This window comes from Paraburkholderia sp. EG286B, from assembly GCF_040965655.1.
Classification (GTDB): domain Bacteria; phylum Pseudomonadota; class Gammaproteobacteria; order Burkholderiales; family Burkholderiaceae; genus Paraburkholderia.
This window is the reverse complement of sequence record NZ_JBFRCF010000010.1, coordinates 266493-287213: the sequence shown is the minus strand read 5'-3', so window position 1 is coordinate 287213 and position 20721 is coordinate 266493. Positions and strand designations below refer to the sequence as shown.

The 20721-nt window shown below is 65.7% G+C and carries 18 protein-coding genes and 1 pseudogene; 11 read left to right on the top strand and 8 right to left on the bottom strand.

Annotated features, from left to right (window positions below; genetic code table 11):
- Positions 1–6: 6 nt before the first annotated feature.
- Positions 7–363 (bottom strand): DUF4148 domain-containing protein, encoded by a 357-nt coding sequence (locus tag AB4Y42_RS23265; RefSeq protein ID WP_368688471.1) that lies wholly within the window; start codon positions 361–363, stop codon positions 7–9.
- Between the two features lie 118 nt (positions 364–481).
- The gene (locus AB4Y42_RS23260; protein ID WP_368695492.1) at positions 482–1234 is read right to left on the bottom strand and encodes a Crp/Fnr family transcriptional regulator; all 753 of its coding nucleotides are present in this window, start codon (positions 1232–1234) and stop codon (positions 482–484) included.
- 173 nt (positions 1235–1407) lie between these two features.
- Between AB4Y42_RS23260 and AB4Y42_RS23255 the strand changes: the two genes are divergently transcribed.
- From AB4Y42_RS23255 to AB4Y42_RS23235, 5 genes are all read left to right on the top strand, one after another.
- Entirely contained in the window at positions 1408–3078 is a 1671-nt protein-coding gene (locus AB4Y42_RS23255) for an acyl-CoA synthetase (RefSeq protein WP_368688472.1), read from the top strand.
- 311 nt (positions 3079–3389) lie between these two features.
- The gene (locus tag AB4Y42_RS23250; protein ID WP_368688473.1) at positions 3390–3707 is read left to right on the top strand and encodes a hypothetical protein; all 318 of its coding nucleotides are present in this window, start codon (positions 3390–3392) and stop codon (positions 3705–3707) included.
- An 803-nt stretch (positions 3708–4510) separates the two neighbouring features.
- Positions 4511–5104: a YigZ family protein gene (locus AB4Y42_RS23245; RefSeq protein WP_368695457.1), complete on the top strand. Its 594-nt coding sequence runs from the start codon at positions 4511–4513 to the stop codon at positions 5102–5104.
- 157 nt (positions 5105–5261) lie between these two features.
- On the top strand, positions 5262–6704 hold the full coding sequence (fliD, locus tag AB4Y42_RS23240; protein ID WP_368695456.1) for a flagellar filament capping protein FliD: 1443 nt from the start codon (positions 5262–5264) through the stop codon (positions 6702–6704).
- A gap of 320 nt (positions 6705–7024) precedes the next feature.
- Entirely contained in the window at positions 7025–7270 is a 246-nt protein-coding gene (locus tag AB4Y42_RS23235) for a DUF2964 family protein (RefSeq protein WP_245623541.1), read from the top strand.
- Between the two features lie 23 nt (positions 7271–7293).
- Here the strand turns inward: AB4Y42_RS23235 and AB4Y42_RS23230 are convergent, their stop codons facing one another.
- Both AB4Y42_RS23230 and AB4Y42_RS23225 read right to left on the bottom strand, forming a co-directional pair.
- Positions 7294–7908 carry a hypothetical protein gene (locus AB4Y42_RS23230; protein WP_368695455.1) on the bottom strand — a complete coding sequence of 205 codons (615 nt, stop codon included), beginning with the start codon at positions 7906–7908 and terminating at the stop codon, positions 7294–7296.
- Positions 7909–7967: 59 nt separating this feature from the next.
- Positions 7968–8366, bottom strand: a complete 399-nt coding sequence (locus AB4Y42_RS23225; protein ID WP_368688477.1) for a hypothetical protein — start codon at positions 8364–8366, stop codon at positions 7968–7970.
- An 803-nt stretch (positions 8367–9169) separates the two neighbouring features.
- On the opposite strand from AB4Y42_RS23225, the gene AB4Y42_RS23220 reads away from it, so the two are divergent.
- The gene (locus AB4Y42_RS23220; protein WP_028202557.1) at positions 9170–9574 is read left to right on the top strand and encodes a helix-turn-helix domain-containing protein; all 405 of its coding nucleotides are present in this window, start codon (positions 9170–9172) and stop codon (positions 9572–9574) included.
- A gap of 43 nt (positions 9575–9617) precedes the next feature.
- On the opposite strand, the gene AB4Y42_RS23215 is transcribed toward AB4Y42_RS23220, so the two are convergent.
- Complete coding sequence (locus AB4Y42_RS23215; protein WP_368695454.1) at positions 9618–11243, bottom strand: diguanylate cyclase; 1626 nt, start codon at positions 11241–11243, stop codon at positions 9618–9620.
- Positions 11244–11404: 161 nt separating this feature from the next.
- Between AB4Y42_RS23215 and AB4Y42_RS23210 the strand changes: the two genes are divergently transcribed.
- Entirely contained in the window at positions 11405–12994 is a 1590-nt protein-coding gene (locus tag AB4Y42_RS23210; protein ID WP_368695453.1) for an inorganic phosphate transporter, read from the top strand.
- An 84-nt stretch (positions 12995–13078) separates the two neighbouring features.
- Here AB4Y42_RS23210 and ppk2 read toward each other — a convergent pair whose 3' ends face one another.
- The 3 genes and pseudogenes from ppk2 to AB4Y42_RS23195 all read right to left on the bottom strand — a co-directional run.
- A complete protein-coding gene (gene ppk2 / locus AB4Y42_RS23205; RefSeq protein ID WP_368688480.1) occupies positions 13079–14029 on the bottom strand; it encodes a polyphosphate kinase 2 in 951 nt (316 codons plus the stop codon).
- A gap of 89 nt (positions 14030–14118) precedes the next feature.
- Positions 14119–14499 carry a VOC family protein gene (locus AB4Y42_RS23200; protein ID WP_368695452.1) on the bottom strand — a complete coding sequence of 127 codons (381 nt, stop codon included), beginning with the start codon at positions 14497–14499 and terminating at the stop codon, positions 14119–14121.
- A 246-nt stretch (positions 14500–14745) separates the two neighbouring features.
- Positions 14746–15399, bottom strand: a pseudogene (locus tag AB4Y42_RS23195) (FadR/GntR family transcriptional regulator); the annotation flags it as partial.
- A 206-nt stretch (positions 15400–15605) separates the two neighbouring features.
- Here AB4Y42_RS23195 and AB4Y42_RS23190 point away from each other — a divergent pair.
- The 4 genes from AB4Y42_RS23190 (at position 15606) to AB4Y42_RS23175 (ending at position 20386) form a co-directional block, all read left to right on the top strand.
- Positions 15606–16397, top strand: coding sequence for a (Fe-S)-binding protein (locus AB4Y42_RS23190; protein ID WP_368688482.1), 792 nt, complete (start codon positions 15606–15608; stop codon positions 16395–16397).
- 11 nt (positions 16398–16408) lie between these two features.
- Positions 16409–17128, top strand: a complete 720-nt coding sequence (locus tag AB4Y42_RS23185; protein WP_368688720.1) for a lactate utilization protein C — start codon at positions 16409–16411, stop codon at positions 17126–17128.
- Entirely contained in the window at positions 17125–18591 is a 1467-nt protein-coding gene (locus AB4Y42_RS23180) for a LutB/LldF family L-lactate oxidation iron-sulfur protein (protein WP_368688483.1), read from the top strand. Before AB4Y42_RS23185 ends, AB4Y42_RS23180 begins: the two co-directional genes overlap by 4 nt.
- 91 nt (positions 18592–18682) lie before the next feature.
- On the top strand, positions 18683–20386 hold the full coding sequence (locus tag AB4Y42_RS23175; protein WP_368688484.1) for a lactate permease LctP family transporter: 1704 nt from the start codon (positions 18683–18685) through the stop codon (positions 20384–20386).
- Positions 20387–20721 lie beyond the last annotated feature (335 nt).

The window sequence follows — 20721 nt, the reverse complement described above, 5'->3', positions numbered from 1 at the left end:
CCTCAATCAATGGTGGCGATAAGCGGGCGGCGACTCACTGCCCGACACGGCGGGCGCACCCGCTTCACCGTTCTGCGCGGGCGGTGCGCCGTAGCCCGATTGCGCGACCTGCTCCTGCGCCAGGCGCGCTTCGTTGGCGCGCTTTTCGGCAAGCCGGCCCATGGCGCGCTGCACATCTTCCGGATAAGTGGCGTCGTTCGACGAAGCCGGGTTGTACCCCACCGACTCCAGATCGACCAATTCCTGAAGCACCTGGGCACGCGTTACCGGGCCGTTGTGCGTGCCGGCGGATTGGGCAAACGACACCGCCGGAACGATCGCCATCATCGAAACCAGCGCCGCGCGCAGCATTGCGTTTTTCACCTTGCTCTCCTTATGTATTCGATGAGCAAAGTCTACGCAGCACGGCCACGCCTAAAAACCGGCTCGCGGGGGAGAGAGTCTTCTATACCTCGCAAGATTGATAAGGGTTCTGCGATCCTCAGATCTGGTCGCGGCCAAACGCGCGCAGCCCGTCGAGATCGAGCACGTCCACGCGGTTGTACGAGAGCGCGACGAGCCCCTCGCGCTCGAGCGTCTGCAGCGCCTGGTTGATCCGTTGACGCGACGCGCCCGCCAGCATGCCGATCTCCTCCTGGGAGATGTCGAGCGCACGCCCCGTCTCGGGATAAAGATAGGGATTGAACATCTGCGCGAGCGACTGCGCGACGCGTGCATCCACGTCGAGCAAGCGGCTGTTCTGGATCAACGCGATGAATTCGCCCATGCGGTTGTTGAGCTGATGAATCACGAAGCGGTTGAACGGCAGGCTGCAGTCCATGAGCCGGTGGAACGTCTCGGTGGCGACGGCCATGACGAGCGACGGCTGCAGCGCGATCACGTCGTACTTGCGCGGCTCGCGCTTGATCACGCTCCCCTCGCCGAACCAGCCCCCGTGCGGCACGCCCGAAAACGTGCAGCCGCGCCCCGATGCATTGAAGATCGCCAGCTTCACGAGGCCGGAACTCACGCCGAGCCACCAGTCCGAGGGCGCTTCGCGTGCGGCGACGATCGCGCCCGCGGCATAGCCCTGCGCATGCGAGGACGCGAGCACCCACTCGCGATGCTCGGGCTCGAGCGCGCGGAACCAAGCGCACCGCTCGAATAGCGCCGCCAGGCGCGCGGCGTTTGCGGCGTCGATGCGCTCGCCTTCGCGCCATGAATCGCGGGCGGGCGGTGTCCCATCCGGGGGCATAATGGATTGCGACATCGCGCTTTCCTGGGTTAGGTCAATCTTTGGGTCGATCTTGTCGGGCACACCGTGCGTCGCGGCCCGCTCTGTCGCGCCGGCGACAGACTGGCATGCGCGGCCCTGCTACGGTAGCGCGAATCATATCGACAAACCCATAACCGTTCGGAGACACCGCCATGTTGCACCCCTACGAAGAAGGGCTCGCGCAACGCGAGGCCAATTATGTGCCGCTCACGCCGGTCGATTTCATCGCCCGCGCCGCCGAAGTCTATGGCGACCGCCTGGCCGTGGTCCACGGCGAGGTCCGCCGCGACTGGCGCGAAACCTATGCGCGCACGCGGCGGCTCGCGAGCGCGCTCGCGCAGGCGGGCATCGGCCGCGGCGACACGGTGGCGGTGCTGCTGCCCAACATCCCCGCGATGGTCGAAGCGCACTTCGGCGTACCCATGCTCGGCGCGGTGCTCAACACGCTCAACACGCGACTCGATGTCGCAACCATGCTGTTCATGCTGCGCCATGGCGAAGCGAAGGCGTTGATCGTCGATACCGAATTCGCGGCGCTCGCGCAGCGCGCGGCGCTCGAATTCCCCAACCTCAGGATCATCAGCGTGGCCGACATCGCGGCCGCCGACCCCGAGTACTTCCCGCGCGCCACCGACTACGAGGCGTTCCTCGAACAAGGCGATCCCGAGTTCGCCTGGGAGCCGCCGCGCGACGAATGGGACGCCATTGCACTGAACTACACCTCGGGCACGACGGGCGACCCCAAGGGCGTGGTCTATCACCATCGCGGCGCGTACCTCAACGCAGTGAGCAACATCCTCGAATGGGACATGCCCAAGCACGCCGTGTACCTCTGGACGCTGCCGCTCTTTCACTGCAACGGCTGGTGCTTCGCGTGGACCGTCGCCGCGCGTGCGGGCGTGAACGTGTGCCTGCGCAAGTTCGACGCGAAGCTCGTGTTCGATCTCATTCGCAGCGAGCGCGTCACGCACTATTGCGGCGCGCCCATCGTGCAGGGCGCGCTCGCCGACGCCCCCGCGGAGTATCGCGAAGGCATCGCTCACACGGTGTGCACGATGGTGGCAGGCGCCCCGCCCGCGCCGGCCGTGATCGCGAAGATGAAGGCGATCGGCATCGAACTCACGCATGTCTATGGTCTGACCGAGGTGTACGGCCCCGCTGCCGTATGCGCGGTGCAGGCGCGCTGGCAGACGCTGCCCGACGAGGAACAGGCGCGCCTCGCCGCACGCCAGGGCGTGCGCTATCACCTGCAAAGCGGCGTGAGCGTGCGCAACGCGCAGACGATGGAACCCGTGCCCGCCGACGGCGAAACGCTCGGCGAGATCATGTTCCGCGGCAACATCTGCATGAAGGGCTATTTGAAGAACGAGCGCGCGACCGAAGAGGCGTTCCGCGGCGGCTGGTTCCACACGGGCGACCTCGGCGTGATGACGCCCGACGGCTACGTGCGCATTACCGACCGCAGCAAGGACATCATCATCTCGGGCGGCGAGAACATTTCGAGCATCGAGGTGGAGGACACGCTGTATCGCCATCCGGCCGTCGCGCTCGCCGCCGTCGTGGCGATGCCCGACCCGAAGTGGGGCGAAGTGCCTTGCGCGTTCGTCGAACTGCGGCCCGGCGCGAGCGCCACGGCCGAGGAAATCATCGCGCACTGCCGGCTCTTTCTCGCGCATTTCAAGGTGCCGCGCGCCGTGCGCTTCGGCGAACTGCCGCGCACGGCCACGGGCAAGATCCAGAAATATGAGTTGCGCGCGCAACTAGGTTCGCAAAGCGCGATCGATGTGGCTGGTGCAACACCCGCGCCGAAAACACCTCGGTAAGAACGACAGCGGGGCCTGCTGGCCGGTACACGTGACGCATTCGGGCGGCCCGCGCCGCCCGAATGTAACGTCAGTTGACAACCCGACCCTCTACGGCCTGTTCCCGATTGTCAGGTACGGCGCTTAATCCTTTCTGCATCAAGGGCCAACTGTCAAAGCGGCCTTTCTTGCATGAAGAATCGTATGAAACGAAAGCTTACAAGTGGTCACGTTTTCCTCCGCTTCTGGCCGATAAGCTTTGAACCGTGGTCGCGACACAAAGGCATCCCGATGCCGCGTGACTGACGACGCAACCAACGAGGAGGTAACTCATGAACACGAAGAGCTGGAAGACCCCCGCCCGCGCCATCGCCGCAGCACTGATCGCCGGCGGCGCATTGATGGGCGCCTCGAGCGCCTTCGCTCAATCGGCTCCGTATGGGCTGCGTGCCGAATCGGCGCCGCAATACGGTCAACCGCACATGATGCCGGTGGACGCGCACGTCTCGATCGGTTGGCACGAGAACCGTTATTACGACGGCCACCGCTATTGGGAACACGACGAGTGGATGCACCATCACCCGCACGATCCGGGTCCCCCGCACTACCGCGACGACGACCATCGTCCGCCGCCCCCGCCGCGTTACTGATCCGCGTGACGCACGCGTGATCCAGGGGCCGCCTTCTCTGGAGGCCCCTCAAGCGGCACACCGAGGCCGGTCTTCCCCCTGGGGAGACCGGCCTCGGCGCATTTCAGCGCCTTACTTCGCCGCGCGCGTGCGGGCGCGCGAATATCGTTCGCTATGCGAATCAAATTGACCGCAACGCCCGCCACACGGCGGATCCGGCCTGCCGCGCCGCACGCCGGGCGCATCCGGAAAGGCAGACGTTAGTAATTGCAGGTAATGCGGAAGTGTTGCCGCCCGCACGCCCCGCGGGTAACGTTGATGGGCGTTTCGTTCCCCGGAGCGCACGGTGTATTCTCATTGCCCGGCCAGAGATGGCCGGGATTTTTTTTGCGCGCGAATGAGAACACTAGCGCCCTTCGGGTGCCAGGCGCACCAGGTTTTTTTTCCGATTGCGGACGCAATTTTGCGGACGTAAGGTGGGATTGCCTCTTGAGAACAGGCGAGCCTTGTGACCCCCGGTCGTGACACCGTCCGACCGGGGATTTTTTTGGCTTCTGTGCTTCTGGAGAATCGCGTCTGCCGGAACGGTGCAGCGGCGCCGCGAGAGAAGAACTATGACGGATCACCGAATGAGGAGTTCGGCTTCGCTCCAGCCAGAGCTAGATCCGTCACGCCGTGCATTATCCGGGCTCAAGGCCGGGGCGTCACTAGCATCTGACGCAAAGAACCATTACGCAAACTGGCAAGATATGGGGACTGACGTCGAAAGCCGACCCATGAGCATCGGTTAACATGGGGGTTTCGCCTGCAGTGCCACCCCGCTTGTGCCAACTTTCACGCTCGCCCATCCCGTCACGGCGGAACTCGATATCCGCAAGAGCCGCTTCATCGCGCACGCCCTTCCCGTTGCCGACCGCGAAGCGGCCATGGCTGAAATCCGCCGCCTGCGCGACGAACATCCCACCGCCACGCATGTTTGCTGGGCGCTGCTAGCGGGCGGCCAGTCCGGCATGTCCGACGACGGCGAGCCCTCCGGCACCGCCGGGCGCCCGATCCTCGAAGTGCTTCGCCATCACGACCTGGACGGCGTGCTCGCCGCCGTGGTGCGCTACTACGGCGGCGTGAAGCTCGGCGCGGGCGGCCTCGTGCGCGCCTATACCGACGCCATTGCCAGCGCCCTGCATGGGGCCGAGCGCGTCGAGCGCATCGCGCAGGCGCGCCTCACGGTCGAACTCGGCTATCCCGACGAAACCCGCGTGCGCCACTGGATCGACCAGCAGCAGTTCACGCTCGTGGAGAGCCAGTACGCCATGACGGTCCGCCTCACGATCCAGTTGCCCGCTACCGCCTTGGACGCTGCGCGCCACACGCTGACTGATCTCACGCAAGGCCGCTCGGGCTTCCCCGAGCACGTTTGAAGCGGGCGGCTGGCTGCCGCCGCAGTACCGATCCTGTACTTTTCAAAAACTTTTCATTTCTTTCATAAAGTTTCATGAAAGCTTGCCGTAATGAAAGCATGGCCGCGCATTTGCGCGTTCCGTCGACTCGACGCACCAGAACGAACGGACTTCTTTCATGGCAAGCACGATCACGAACACCACGACCGCCAGCGCCAACAGCGCGCTGAGCGACGCCGCCCAGTCGATCATCAGCGGCGCGACCAACTCCACGCTCGACGTCAACCAGCTCGTCAAGGCGCTCGTCAACGCCAAGATCGCGGGGCCGAGCGCCATCCTCAGCGCGAAGCAGACCGCCAGTAGCACGACACTTTCGGCGCTCGGCACGCTGAAGTCGGCGCTCGCTTCGCTCCAGACCGCACTCGAGCCGTTCAAGGATGGCGCCGCGCTGCAACGCTTCACCGTCACGACGAGTGAGAAGGACAAGGGCTTGAGCGCGGTGGCCGGCAAGAACGCGGTGGCGAGCAGCTTCACGGTCGAAGTCGATCGCCTCGCGACAGCGCATAAGCTCGCCTCGGACAGCTTCGACACGGGCGAGACGCTCGGGGAAGGCAGCCTCGACATCTCGATGGGCGGCAAGTCCATGCATCTGACGATCGCTGCGGGCAGCAACAAGCTCAGCGACGTCGTCGCGGCGATCAACCGGGCGAAGGACAACCCAGGCGTCACGGCGTCGATCGTCAACGGCGCCGACGGCCAGCACCTCGTGCTGACCGCGAACAAGACCGGCGCGGCCAACGCGATCGACGTGCAGGCGGGCGCGGGCGTCGACACGCGCCTCGCTTCCTCGCAGATGCGCGAAGTCGAGGCAGCCAGCGACGCCGAGCTTCGCATCGACGGCACACGCGTCACGAGCGCGAGCAACACGCTCGAGGGCGTGGTGAGCGACATCACGATCAAGCTCGCAAGCGCCTCGGTGGGCACGAAGCAAACGCTCACCATCGCGCCCGACACCGAAGCGACGGGCACATCCATCCGCGACTTCGTGAAGGCGTACAACAGCTACGTGGATGCCCTGAGCGGGCTGACCTCCTACACGGCCGCGACCGGTTCGACGAGCGCGCAAGCGGGCGCGCTGCTCGGCGACTCGATCGCGCGCACGCTCGCGGCGAGTCTGCCCGCGGTCGTTTCAGCGGGCGTGAAGGGCAGCGACGGCGTGACCCATTCGCTGGGCGAGATCGGCATCAAGCTCGACAAGAGCGGCAAGCTCGAGATCGACGACGAGACGTTCAAGAAAGCGCTGCAACCGGGCAACAGTGCGATTGCGGCGCTGTTCGGCAGCGGCGGCATGACCACGAAGCTCAACAGCGCCATTACGCCCTACGTGCAGTCGAGCGGCATCATCGAGCGGCGCAGCACAGCCATCAACAAGGAACTCGACGACATCAAAAAGCAGTCGTCGATGCTCGATGTGCGCGCAACCCAGCTCACTGCGCAATTCAACCGCCAGTTCACCGCGCTCAATAACCTCATGTCGATCATGAACAACAACCAGCAATATCTGACACAGCTCTTTGGCGGCGCAAACAGCGCGGGCGCCCTCGCGACGAATCACAAATAAAGGCGTGAATGTGCGGTGATCGACGCTAGCAAACGTCGACGGCAGACGAAAAAAAGGCCGCCGAGTGAATCGGCGGCCAACAGGGGACGTGAAGAACAACCGCGAATCGAACTATCGAATCGACCCGACCGCTCCATCATGGCGAGCCAAAATTAAGACAAACTTAAACGCGCGCAAAAAACGCTCGGGAATTCCGGCGCACCGGGGCGCAGGCAATTGAAAGAACGCGTAATAATGGGCTGGCTATACTTGATCTGGTCCGGGCCGCGCATTCATTCGCGCCCGCATGACCGTCTTCTACCCAACCCGGAAGAGCCGCCATGTTTGATCGACTGCATCGGTTTATGGAAGGCGCAGGTCCCGAGCGGCGCCATCGCGTCTGGAGCAAGGTGCGCATTTTCGTGGCCGCAATGGGCACGCTCGGCTCTGCCGCCGGCATCGCCATCGCAGTGGTCGGCCTCATCAACTTCGACCACCAGAAGGTGATTGCCGGCGTGGCCGTCATCATCGTCTGCACGGCAATCTACGTGTCGATCCTCGTACGCGACCGCAATCGCGCCGACTAGCCACGCCGCCCAGCGTTACTGCTTCACTGCAGGTTCTGGCCGTCGCGCGTGACATGCACGGCCGTCGCGCCCACGTAGTCGGCGCGAATGCTGTCGCCCACCTTGATCGATTCGAGCGGCACGTCCGGCGGCGCCACCACCACGACCGTGCGGTTCGGTCCGCGCAACGCGACCTTGCGGCTCTTGCGGTCGATCTTCTCCACCGTCGCGATCACCTGCACGCTGCGCGCCGTTGCCGTCATGCCGCCGGAAGCGGGCGTGGTAGCGACCGTATCGACGCGCGAGCGGATGCCCCGCGTGGCCACCTTTTCGGCGCGCAGCAGCAACGCCTCCTTGTAGAGGATGTTCACATGATCGCCGGGCTTGAGCTTGCTCACGTCGCCGACCGCGGGATCGACCGCGACCGTCACCAGGTTGCGTCGGGCGCCGCGCAGCGTGACCGAATTGGTGGCCGCGTCGATGCTCACGACCGTCGCCGTGGTCTGCACCTCGCCGATCTGTAGCGTCGCGTTGGGCGCACTTTCAGGCGCGGCATCGGACGCCGTCTGCGCAAACAGCGGCACCTGCGGCGACACGCCGAGGGCAAGCACGAGTATGGCGCCGAGCAGCGGCGCCGAAGAACGGTAGCGTGTGGACATGAAGCCTCCTTGTGTGGATCGTGAATGGCAAGAGAGCGGCATGGCGCCGCCCGCACGCATCAAGCGCTGGTCATGCAGGCTTCTTCGGCCGCACAGCGCAGGTAATGGGCATAGACACGCTCGCGTTCCTCGTTGGCGAGCTGGCGCTTTTCGGCAAGCCGCAGCATGCGATGCCGGTCCGCGCCGAGCGTTTCGTAGTAGCGCTCGGTATGCAAGCGCTTGAAGCGTGTATAGAAGTCCGGGCCGGGCAGGCCCGAATCGGTCGAGAGCAGCGAGGCATAGTCGGCCTCGCGTGGCTCGCACAACGCGGCCGCGGCCGCCTCGAGCTTTTCGTAACGCACCCGCAACGGCACGTCGCCCGCGAACAGGGCATGAAACGCGCCGTACGGCACGAGCGAGCGCCGGCTCGCAGCGCGGCGCAGCAAACGACCTACCTTTTCATCGAGTTCTTGATTCATCCGCAGCGGCCAGAAAGCGGGCCGCCGCCCATGCCGCGCATCGTTTGACGAAGCGCACGGACGCATTTGGCGGCCCGCGGGATTCAGGGACCCGTTTCGCCACACGATACGCTGCGCGGCGAATCCGGCATTCTGCATTCGTTCATTCGAATCCAATCCGCATTGCAATCGATTCGAAATGTTTGCGAAAACATTCTGCACAAAAAAAGCAAATCACTCCCTGAAATTGCCCCATAGCCGTCATCACCCTGCCGGATCAGGCTAACTTTTACGGCACAGATCGAAAACGCTAACAAACATCTAAAGGTGCGACCGGCGTCATTTAATTCATATTGAATAAGACTGGCTCACTTCAATCCATGCTGAATACTGAATTAGTCATACAAAACAACGCAGAGTGTTGCTTTTCAATGTTGAGCAATTAAGTCAGGTTAACTGGCTGAAATAGGAGCAAACTTCGGATTGCCTGAGCGGTGCGAAATGGCGGCGCGCATTGTTGACCCACGCGAGTCGGTTGTTTTTTCTCATTAGTTCAGGATTATCCACAAGTCAAGCAGACTATTTTTCCGCTAGCTATACACATTCCCTACAAAAACAATTATTAATATCCGCTGCGGAACACCGAGGCGTTTCGCAACAAGCGCCCTTCACCGGGCGTCGATTTCGCCGTCCGTCATGGTTCCCGCGTCACCGCACCGGCGCCGGATCCATGGCAAGCGACAAGACCCGCTTGCAGGAAGGGTTACAGGAGCGGCACATCCGCATTGCCGCGTGTCCGGAATCTTTCGTCGACGAGTGAACACATGCTTACCCGAACCGAGAACCTGCCGAGCGTCGCGAGAAGAATGGCCGCCGGCCAGATGTTGATGGAAGGCGCGACCGTGAATAGCGTCGCCGACTCACTCCACCTTTCCGCCCAGACGGTGAGGCGCTACAAGTCCATCGTCGAAGACGGCGGCCTTGCAGCGCTCCAGCAGATGAGCGTGGGTGGCCGGCCTTCAGTGCTCGATCAGGCCGCACTAGGCTGGATCGCGAGCGCCCTGCACGGCTCCGCGCGAGAGCATGGCTTTGCGAGCGATGCGTGGACCAACAGCCGCGTGCGCGAGCTGATCGGCCGCCAGTTCGGCGTGCACTATTCGCGCGTCTATACCTGGCAGATCGTCTCGAACCTCGGCCTCGGCCACCGGCTGTCGAAGTCCGCGCGCTGAACGGCATGGCGGCCGTCGCGCGCCGCACGCAAGCCGGCGCGCCTCAGCCTCGCGTTGCGGGTGCATCGCGGCCTCGGCTTCCGGCTTCGGAATCCACCAGCGGCTGCGCCCCCTCGCCCGTCCATTGCTGCGACCGGACCTGATTGCGGCCCGCTTCCTTGGCCTCGTAGAGCAGGCGGTCGGCGGCGGCCAGCAGCTTCGCGCCGCTGCCGCCGTCCGGCGGATTGCAGCTCGCACACCCCGCGCTCACCGTCACGCACCCATGGTGCGTACCACTCAGCGTGAGATTGTCCGACTCGATGCGTTTGCGGATCTTCTCCGCCATGCGCGTCGCGGCGTCGAGCGCCGTGCCCGGCAGCACCACCGCGAACTCTTCGCCGCCAAAGCGCGCGGCGAGATCGGTTGCGCGCCGCGATCCTGCAGCGATGCGCCCGGCCACGAACACCAGCACCTCGTCGCCGGCGGCGTGTCCGTAGGTGTCGTTGAAGAGCTTGAAGTGGTCGATGTCGAAAAACAGCACGGAAAGCGGCGTGCGTTCGCGCACCGCGTGATGCCACTCCTCCGCGAGACGGCTGTCGAGCGCGCGGCGGTTCGCGAGACCCGTGAGCGGGTCGGTGACGGCGAGGCGCAAGAGCTTGCCCTCGGCCACCACCTTGTCGCGCAGCGCGAAGGCGAGCATCCAGGACACCGCAACCCATGCGCCGCCGAACACCGTGGTCATCACGAGCGCGATATAGCTGCGCCGCCGCCAGCCGGCGAGCACGTCCCCCACGGCGGGCGCGACGACGACGATGAACGGCGAGTTGCCCACATGCGCAAAGGTGTAGATGCGCTCGACCCCGTCGATTGCCGAGTGCAGCGTATAGGTGCCGGCGTCGCGACGCGAAAAAAATGCGAAATTCGGCAGGTCCGCGTAGCTCGAGCCGGCGCCGCGCGTCGAGGGCGGCTTGCTCGCGAGCAGCGTGCCGTCGCGCATCAGGATGAAGAGGTGGCCGCCCGGGCCCAGGTCGATGCGCTCGAGCAGTTGATCGAGATAGTCGAGGCGCACCCCGAGCAGCGCAACGCCCGCGAACGAGCCGTCGGGCGCGTTGATGCGGCGCGTGAGGCCGATCGTGAGCGCGCCGCCGCGCAGGCGGGAATGGAACGGCTTCGAAAAGAACAGGCCCACATGCGGGTCGCGCTGCTGCGCGACGAAGTAATCGCGGTCGGCGAACGAAATGCCGGCGGGTGAAGTGTCGAAGGCGTTGCTGCGCGAGGCTTTCACATGGCCCGTGGCGTCGATCACATAGGCCCCGCCGAGCCTCGACGCCGCCGTCGCCCGGTCGAACAGCACGCGCTGGCGCAGCGACTCGGGCATGCTCCAGGTCTGCGGCTGCTGCGCCGCCTGAACCACGGCCTGCAGCGACAGGTCGTAAATCTCCACGTTGCGGGCAATGTCGTTGCTGATGAGCTGCACGAGGTTGCGCGAGTTCTCCTGCGCGTGGCGCAGCTCCTCGGCGCGCCCCTCGTAGAGCGCCGCGTAGGTGAGGATCGCCATCACCGTCGCGACGAGCGTGCCGGAAAGCCCCGCGAAGAAGGGATAGTTGCCGATCAGGCGCGTCGCCGCCTTCGCCCGCGCGTGGGCCCAGCGGTGCACCAGAAGACGCAGCGAAAGAACCCGTTTTGGCATCTGCGCAATCCTCTTGCTGACGGCGCGATTCGATGGGGCGCCGGTCTGTCGGGCATGCATCGGGCATGGCTGGCACGAATCCGTCATCAAACGGACACCTGGGCGGTTCAGGATCGGAGGCGAAACCTTTGTCCACTCCCTCCCCCAGGAGCCCGCCTGCCATGCCAGAATTTTCCCTGTCACCGCAACCGGGCACGGCCCCCGCACGCGGGCGCAACGCCAGCCTGCTCGCCTTCCTCGTGGTCATCGCCGCAGGCGCCGTGTACGTGGGGATGCATCTCGCCGACGACCTCTCGCCGGTGCGCGAAAGCTCGGCGATGCCCTGGATCCTGCTCGGCATCGCGCTCCTGATCGCGCTCGGTTTCGAGTTCGTGAACGGCTTCCACGATACCGCGAATGCGGTCGCAACCGTCATCTATACGCACTCGCTTTCGCCCAATATCGCCGTGATATGGTCGGGCGCGTGGAATTTCCTCGGCGTGCTCACGTCCACCGGCGCGGTGGCCTTCGGCATCCTGCAACTGCTGCCGGTGGAGCTGATCCTGCAGGTAGGCAGCAGCGCGGGTTTCGCCATGGTGTTCGCTCTGCTCATTGCCGCGATCATCTGGAACCTGGGCACGTGGTACTTCGGCCTGCCTTCGTCGAGCTCGCATACGCTGATCGGCTCGATCATCGGCGTGGGTCTCATGAACCAGCTCATGCACGGCGCGAACGGCACGAGCGGCGTGGACTGGAGCCAGGCGCTCGGCGTGGGCAAGTCGCTGCTCTTTTCGCCGATCATCGGCTTTCTGCTGGCCGGCCTGCTGCTGCTCATCCTCAAGGCCGTCGTGCGCGTGCCCGCCCTCTACTCGGCGCCGAAGGGCAAGGAGCCGCCGCCGTTCTGGATCCGCTCGTTGCTGATCCTCACCTGCACGGGCGTGTCGTTCGCGCACGGCTCCAACGACGGCCAGAAGGGCATGGGCCTCATCATGCTGATCCTGATCGGCACGGTGCCCACGGCCTATGCGCTGAACCGCGCCGTGACGGCCGAGCAGACGCAGACCTTCATCGCCGTCGCGCACGACGCCACGCGCGCGCTCGAGCGCTACACGAACGGCGTGGCCGCGCCCGCCGATCCGCGCGCCGAAGTGGAACGCTTCATCGGCCGCCGCACGCTGTCGAGCACGACGGTGCCCGCGCTCGCCGCGCTCTCGAACCAGGTGACCGAACAGGTGCGCAGCTACGGCTCGCTCGCGGCAGTGCCGCAATCGGTCGTCGATAACGTGCGCAACAACATGTACGTGGTTTCCGAAGCGATCCGCCTGCTCGACAAGCAGAAGGCGGTGCCCTTCTCGGCCGACGACCTGAAGTCCATCAACAACTTCCGCAGCCAGATCGACCACGCGACGAAATTCATCCCGACGTGGGTGAAGGTGGCCGTGGCGATCGCGCTGGGGCTCGGCACGATGGTGGGCTGGAAGCGCATCGTGGTGACGGTGGGCGAGCGCATCGGCAAGCAGCACCTGAGCTACGGCCAGGGCGGCTGCGCGGAGGTCGTGGCGATGGTGACGATCGGTGCGGCGGACGTGTACGGTCTGCCGGTCTCGACCACGCACGTGCTCTCCTCGGGCGTGGCGGGAACGATGGCCGCGAACGGCTCGGGCCTGCAATGGAATACGGTGCGCAGCCTCGTGATGGCGTGGGTGCTCACGCTGCCCGCTTCGATCGTGCTGGCTGGCGCGCTCTATTGGGTGTTCAAGCACGTGTTCTGAGCACGAAAGGACCAGAAAAAAGCCGCGCTCCCTGGGAGGGGAGCGCGGCTTATTTGATTGATTGCTGCGAAAGCGGGCAACCCCTCAATAAATCTCCGGAATGAACATGTCCTGCGGCACCGGCTGGCGAATGTAATCCGGATGATGCACGCGCGCCGGCAGTGTGACTTGCGGGTGCTCGATCTCGTGATACGGCACCTGGCTCAGCAAATGGTTAATGCAGTTCAGGCGCGCGCGCTTCTTGTCCACGCCCTGCACGACCCACCACGGCGCCTCGGTAATGTGCGAGCGCTGCAGCATCACTTCCTTCACGTGCGTGTAGGCCTCCCAGCGGCGGCGGCTTTCGAGGTCCATCGGCGAGAGCTTCCACTGCTTGAGCGGATCGTCGATGCGGCTCTGGAACCGCACTTCCTGCTCGTCGTCGGTGATCGAGAACCAGTACTTGACGATCTGGATGCCGCTTCTCACGAGCATCTTTTCGAACTCGGGCACCGAGCGGAAGAACTCTTCGTATTCGTCGTCGGTGCAGAAGTTCATCACGCGCTCCACGCCCGCGCGGTTGTACCAGCTGCGATCGAACAGCACCATCTCGCCGCCCGCCGGCAGATGCTGCACGTAGCGCTGGAAATACCATTGCGTGCGCTCGCGGTTGTTCGGTGCGGGCAGCGCGGCCACGCGGCACATGCGCGGGTTCAGACGCTGCGTGATGCGCTTGATGACGCCGCCCTTGCCCGCCGCGTCGCGTCCCTCGAAGATCACGATGAGCCGGTGACCCGTGCTCACGATCCAGTCCTGCATCTTCACGAGCTCGCCCTGCAGGCGGATCAGCTCGCGGAAATAGACGCGGCGCAGCGCACGCGCCTCGTCGCTGATCTGCAGACCGCTTTCCTGCAGCCGGTCGTCGACCTCCATTTCGAGCTCTTCGTCGTAAGCGTCGATGAGCTCTTCGTTCAGACGCCGGCGGCGATGCAGTTCGGCTTCCTGCAACTGCGCATCCGTATGTTCGGCGTGCATCGTGCGGTCCAGTTCATTCATGGCGACTCTCTCCTTGGTCGATATGCTGTCAACTCGCGCCACTATCGGCGCAGCGAGTGTCACGAATATTTCAAATGCATTGTGGCGGCTCAGGTGAGCGGCCTGGCGAAGCTGAGCTCGTGGCCGTCCGGGTCGACGAGATGAAAATAGCGTTCGCCCCACGGCGCGTCGCGCGGCGCGAATTCGGGCCTGGCGCCGGTCGCCAGCGAGTGGGCGTAGAAGGCGTCCACGTCGGCGACGTAGACGATCACGCGGCCCCAGCCGTTCACCGCGCCGTGCGGCCCCTCCAGCAGGTTCAAATAGCAGACGCCGGCCGCGCCGCCCAGTGCGAACGACGCGAAGCCCGCCACCGCCGGCCCGGCTCGCTGCACGAAGCCGAGCGCCTCGTAAAAGGACACCGACCGCGCGATGTCGCTGACGGTCAGCGTCACGGCGCTCAACGCTACGATTTGCGCGGCGCGTTCGTTCATCTGTTCCTCCTGCTCATGCGGCCGGGTACGGCGTACGGCCCGGAATGAGGCCGGTCGGCCCGATCAGCCGACTTTAGCAGCGTTCGCGCGCCCGGCGCGAGCCGCAGGCTTTTCCTTTGCGCTGAGAGGCGCCTTGCGCGCGGCTTTGCGCGCCGGCTTACCCGCTTGCGCTGCCGCAGCCGCTGGCGAGGCGCGCGGCGCATCGTCACTGGTCGGACCACTTTCCGGCCAGCCGATCTCCTCTCCCACCCGCGTGCGCACGAAGTCGATGTGCGTCTGCATCGCCGTGCGCGCCTCCTCGGGGCGCCGCGCGACGATCGCGTCGCACAGCGTGCGGTGCTGCAGCAGCAACTGGTCCGGCGCGTCTTCGTTCTGCACGCGCAGACCGGTGCCGTTGATGGTGATGTGCTCGCGCAGCACCCCCAGCACGCTCGTGTGCAGGTGCAGGAACATCGCGTTGTGCGAGGCCTGCGCGATCACTTCGTGCAGCTTCGCATCGGTGTCGGCTTCGGCGGCCTTGTCGTCCACTTCGCGCGTGCGCTCCAGCTCCTGCATCAGCGCGCGAATGCGTGCGAGATCCTCGTCGCTCGCGCGCAGCGCCGCAAAATACGCGGTCGCGCCTTCCAGCACGCGGCGAAACTCGAGGATGTCTTCGCGCAAGGCCGGATGATCGGCCACCAGTTGCCCCCACGGCGAAGCAAAGCCCGTGCGCAGCTGGTCGGTGACGAACACGCCCGCGCCCGGCCGGCTCTGCACGAGGCCGCGCGCGGCCAGCCGCTGGATCGCCTCGCGCACCGTGTTGCGCGCCACGTCGAATTCCAGTGCGAGCACGCGCTCGGAAGGCAGCTTCGCTCCCGCGCGCCAGGTGCCGTCGAGCAGCGACGTCTCCATCTGACGCATCACGGTCTCCACGCGCCCGCGCGCGCCTGCCCTGTCCCTCATTGTCATACCCGAGTCTCGTTCTAGCCTGCGGCAAGTGGTCCAACCAGTTTGAACCGTTCGCCCGAAGCGGGAATTATGCGCCCAAACCAGCGCTCGTCTCCAAGCTGCCCGGCCCCGGTCCCTGGGGAAGGAGCACGAAAGCGCGCCAAGACAACGAGCGAGACATGAAGCCACGGCAATACCCCACCGAGCACCCCACCGACGTCTATCTGTTCGCCACCTGCCTCGTCGACCTGTTCGTGCCGCAAGCCGGCCTCGACGCGGTGAAGCTGCTCGAACGCGAAGGCCTCACGGTCCATTTCCCGCGCAGCCAGAGCTGCTGCGGCCAGCCTGCGTACAGCAGCGGCAACCCGCGCCAGGCGCGCGAGGTCGCGCTCGCGCAACTCGGACTCTTCGAAAAGCCCTGGCCCGTGATCGTGCCTTCGGGTTCGTGCGCGGGCATGATGCGCCACCACTGGCCCACGCTGTTCGATGGCGACGCCGCCAACGGCGCGCGCGCCGAAGGACTCTCGGCGCGCGTGTACGAACTCACGGAATTCCTCGTGCGCGTGCTGGGCGTCGATTTCAACGCGTATGGCGCGCAGGGTGCCGTCCGCCAGCCCGACGAGCGCGTCGTGCTGCACACCTCCTGCGGCGCGCGGCGCGAGATGGGCACGCGCGTGCACGGCGTCGAAGTCGTCGATGCGCTGCCGGGCGTCACGCGCATCGAGCACGAACGCGAATCGGAATGCTGCGGCTTCGGCGGCACGTTCTCGCTCAAGCACCCGGACATTTCCGGCGCGATGGTCGCCGACAAGATCGCCTCCGCCTGCGCCACGGGCTGCGAGCGCCTCGTTTCCGCCGACTGCGGGTGCCTGCTCAACATCGGCCACGCGGCGGCGCACAAAGGCGCGCCGCTCGCCGTCGAGCACCTCGCTTCGTTCCTCTGGCGCCGCACCGGCGGGGAGGCCGCATGAACCTCGATACGATGAGCGCGCGGGCGCGCATGCTGCAACGCCTGCGCGGCCATGCGCCCGACGCGCCCGCCACGACGCTCGAAGCGCTCGACGCACGCATCGACGCGCATTTCAACGGACGCCGGGCGCTCGCCCCGCTAGTGCTGAACGAACGCATCGCGCAGTTCCGGCGCATGCTCGAAGCCGCGCACGCCGAGGTGATCTGCGCAAGCGCCGCAACGTGGGCCGCCGATCTCGCTGAACGCCTCGCGGCGGCGGGCGTGCGCAACGTGCTGCTCGACACCGCCTGCGCCGAAGGCCAGGCGCTCGAAGCGGCACTGCCTTCCGTCGTGCAGGCGCGCAGTTACGCGCAGCCGATCGAGCAGTGGAAGGCCGAACTGTTCGACACCATCGACGCGGGCTTCACGGTCGCGCGCTCGGGTCTTGCGGCGACAGGCACCCTCGTGGTCGTGCCCGACGCGAACGCGCCGCGCACGGTCTCGCTCGTGCCGCCGCTGCACGTCGCGCTGATCCACGCGCGCACGCTGCACGCCGACCTGCACGCCGCCGTAGCGGCGGAGCGCTGGCGTGACGGCATGCCCACCAATCTCGTGATGATCTCGGGGCCTTCGAAGACCTCGGATATCCAGCAGACCACCGCCTATGGCGCGCATGGCCCCCGCGCCCTGTGGGTCGTCGTCGTGACCGATGACGATAGCGAAACGCGAGCGCAGCACGGAGCCGCCGAATGAGCACGACCACGCAGACATCTCAGGAAAACACGCTCCATTTCGTCCCGACTGCGGAATTCCGCCAGCGCGCACGCACGGCGCTCGACGACCCGCAGTTGCGCAAGAGCTTTCGCGGCGCGATGGACTTCCTGCAAGGCAAGCGCGCCGCGCAGTTCCCCGAGGCGGACGAACTCGAAGCCCTGCGCGACCTCGGCGAAGCGGTGCGCCAGCATGCGCTCGCGCGCCTGCCTGAACTGCTCGAGCAGCTGGAAACGACGCTGCGCGCCAACGGCATCCAGGTGCATTGGGCCGAGACCGCCGACGAGGCGAACCACATCGTCCACGCCATCGCGCACCGTCACGCGGCCACGCGCGTGATCAAGGGCAAGTCGATGGCGAGCGAGGAAATCGAGCTCAACCATTACCTCGCGGAGCGCGGCGTCGACTGCATCGAATCGGACATGGGCGAGTACATCGTGCAGCTCGCGGGCGAGAAGCCCTCGCACATCGTGATGCCCGCCATTCACAAGACGAAGGGCGATATCGGCCACCTGTTCGAGGAGCACATTCCCGATACGCCGTTTACGGAAGACGTCGATACGCTCATTCAAACGGGCCGCCGCGCGCTGCGCCGCGCCTTCGTGGATGCGCAGATCGGCCTTTCCGGCGTGAACTTCGCCGCCGCCGACACGGGCACGCTCTGGCTCGTGGAAAACGAAGGCAACGGCCGCCTTTCCACCACGGTGCCCGACGTGCATATCGCGATCATGGGCATGGAAAAGGTGGTGGCAAAGCTCGAGCACATCGTGCCGCTTTCGAGCCTGCTCACGCGCTCGGCCACGGGCCAGCCCATCACGACGTATTTCAACCTGATCAGCAGCCCGCGCCGCGCAGGCGAGAAAGACGGCCCGCGCGAGGTGCATCTCGTCCTGCTCGACAACGGCCGCAGCCAGGCCTACGCCGACGAGCAATTGCGCGCCACGCTGCAATGCATCCGCTGCGGCGCGTGCATGAACCACTGCCCGGTGTACACGCGCATCGGCGGGCACGCGTATGGCACGACCTATCCGGGGCCGATCGGCAAGATCATTTCGCCGCATCTGCTCGGACTCGACGCGACCGCCGAGTTGCCCACCGCCTCGAGCCTGTGCGGCGCATGCGGCGAAGTCTGCCCGGTGCGCATTCCAATTCCGCAGCTGCTCGTGCGCCTGCGCACCGAGGCGAACCGCGACCCCGAGGAAAGCGTCGCGCATCCGTTGCGCGGCCAGGGCGCGAATCACAGCCGGAGCGAGCAGTTCATCTGGCGCTTCTGGAGCGGCGCGTTCGCGCATCCGCGCGCCTACCGTGCGCTGCGCTGGGCCGTGACGCGTCTGCGCGGCCTCGCGCCCTCGCAGCAAATGGGCTGGACGCAGCATCGCACGCCGCTCAAGCCCGCGCCGCGCAGCCTGCACGACCTGCTGCGCGAACGCGATCAGCCGCAATAGCGTTCATCTCGTCAGACGTGCGAAATAACGCTCATAGCAAGCCTGACGAGATCACATAATTTTTCTACCCGCATCATCGGAGGAGACCGTAGTGCAACCCTGGTACCAGATCTACACACCGCTCGGCAGTCTGTGGCTGTCCGCCCTCGTGGCCGCCATTCCCATTCTGTTCTTCTTCGTCGCGCTCGCCGGCCTGCGCATGAAGGGCCATGTCGCTGCGGCGATCACCCTGCTGCTCGCGCTCGCCGTGGCGATCTTCGAATACGGCATGCCCGTGCGCCAGGCGCTCGTTTCCGCGGGCTTCGGCTTTGCCTACGGCATCTGGCCGATCGCGTGGATCATCGTCACCGCGGTGTTCCTCTACAAGATTGTCGTGAAAACGGGACAGTTCGAGATCATCCGCGCCTCGGTGCTCTCGATCACCGACGACCAGCGCCTGCAGCTGCTGCTGATCGGCTTCTCGTTCGGCGCGTTCCTCGAAGGCGCGGCCGGCTTCGGCGCGCCGGTGGCGATCACCTCGGCGCTGCTCGTCGGCCTCGGCTTCGAGCCGCTCTACGCCGCGGGCCTGTGCCTCATCGCCAATACCGCTCCGGTCGCGTTCGGCGCGATGGGGATTCCCATCATCGTCGCGGGCCAGGTGACGGGCATCGATCCGTTCCTGATCGGCGCGATGGCGGGCCGCCAGCTGCCGCTGCTCTCGCTCTTCGTGCCGTTCTGGCTCGTCTTCATCATGGACGGCAAGCGCGGCGTGAAGGAAACGTGGCCCGCCGCGCTCGTGGCCGGCGGCAGCTTCGCTGTTACGCAGTACTTCACGTCGAACCACATCGGGCCCGAGTTGCCGGACATCACTTCGGCGCTCGTGAGCCTCGTCGCGCTCGCCGCGTTCCTCAACGTGTGGCAGCCGCGCCGGGCAACGCAAGGCACGAGCGTGAAGGTGAGCGGCGGCGCCGCTGCGCTGGGCGGCTTCGGCGGTGGCAGCTCGCGTGCGGCGGCTTCGAGCCGCAAGGCGTCGCCGTACAGCATCGCGCAGACCGTGCGCGCATGGTCGCCGTTCATTCTGCTCACGGCCATCGTGACCGTGTGGAGCGTCAAGCCGTTCAAGGCGCTCTTCGCCGCGAAGGGTCCGCTCGCGGGCACCATTCTGAGCCTGCACGTACCGGGCCTCGACCAGCTCGTGGTGCGCACGGCGCCGATCGTCGCCTCGCCGAAGCCGTACGAAGCCGTGTTCAAGCTCGACTGGCTCTCGGCCGTGGGCACCGCGATCATGATCACCGCGGTCCTCTCCGCGATCCTGCTGCGCATGAAGCCGCGCGCCGCCGTGGCCGCGTTCTGCGAGACGCTCGGCGAACTGCGCCGCCCCGTGCTGTCCATCGGTCTCGTGCTCGCCTTCGCGTTCGTCGCGAACTACTCGGGCATGTCGTCCACTCTCGCCCTCGCACTTGCGGGGACCGGCGCCGCCTTCCCGTTCTTCTCGCCGTTCCTCGGCTGGCTCGGCGTGTTCCTCACGGGCTCCGATACGTCGTCGAACGCGCTGTTCTGCTCGCTGCAGCACACCACGGCGCACCAGATCAACGTGTCGGATACGCTGCTCGTCGCGGCCAACACCTCGGGCGGCGTGAGCGGCAAGATGATTTCGCCGCAGTCGATCGCGGTGGCCTGCGCGGCAACCGGCCTCGTCGGCAAGGAGTCGTCGCTGTTCCGCTTCACCTTGCGTCATAGCCTGTTCTTCGCGGCTGTCGTGGGCGTGGTGACGCTGATTCAGGCTTATGTGCTGACCGGCATGATTCCGCAGTGATGGCGTAGTCGCGGTCGCAACGCGCCGTCATGCAGTGACGAAGGCCGTCTCCCGCCGCGCGCGGGCAACGGCCTTCTTGCATGTGGGCGCGAAAAGCGCGGGCTTTAAGCGGCCGCTATGTGGTCACCGCGAGCCACGCCGGCAACACGGAGCGGCGCACGGTGGACATCGGCAAAACGACCCGCGCTCACGAAACCTTCGTCTGGCCGATGTGAAGATCGTCGACGCGCCCCCCTGGCCGGAGGACCTGACGCAGGTTTCTTTCGTATGACACCCCGTGGCCGCCTCGATGCCACATGAATGAACTCCGTCCCCGTTTGCGGCTATGATCGTGA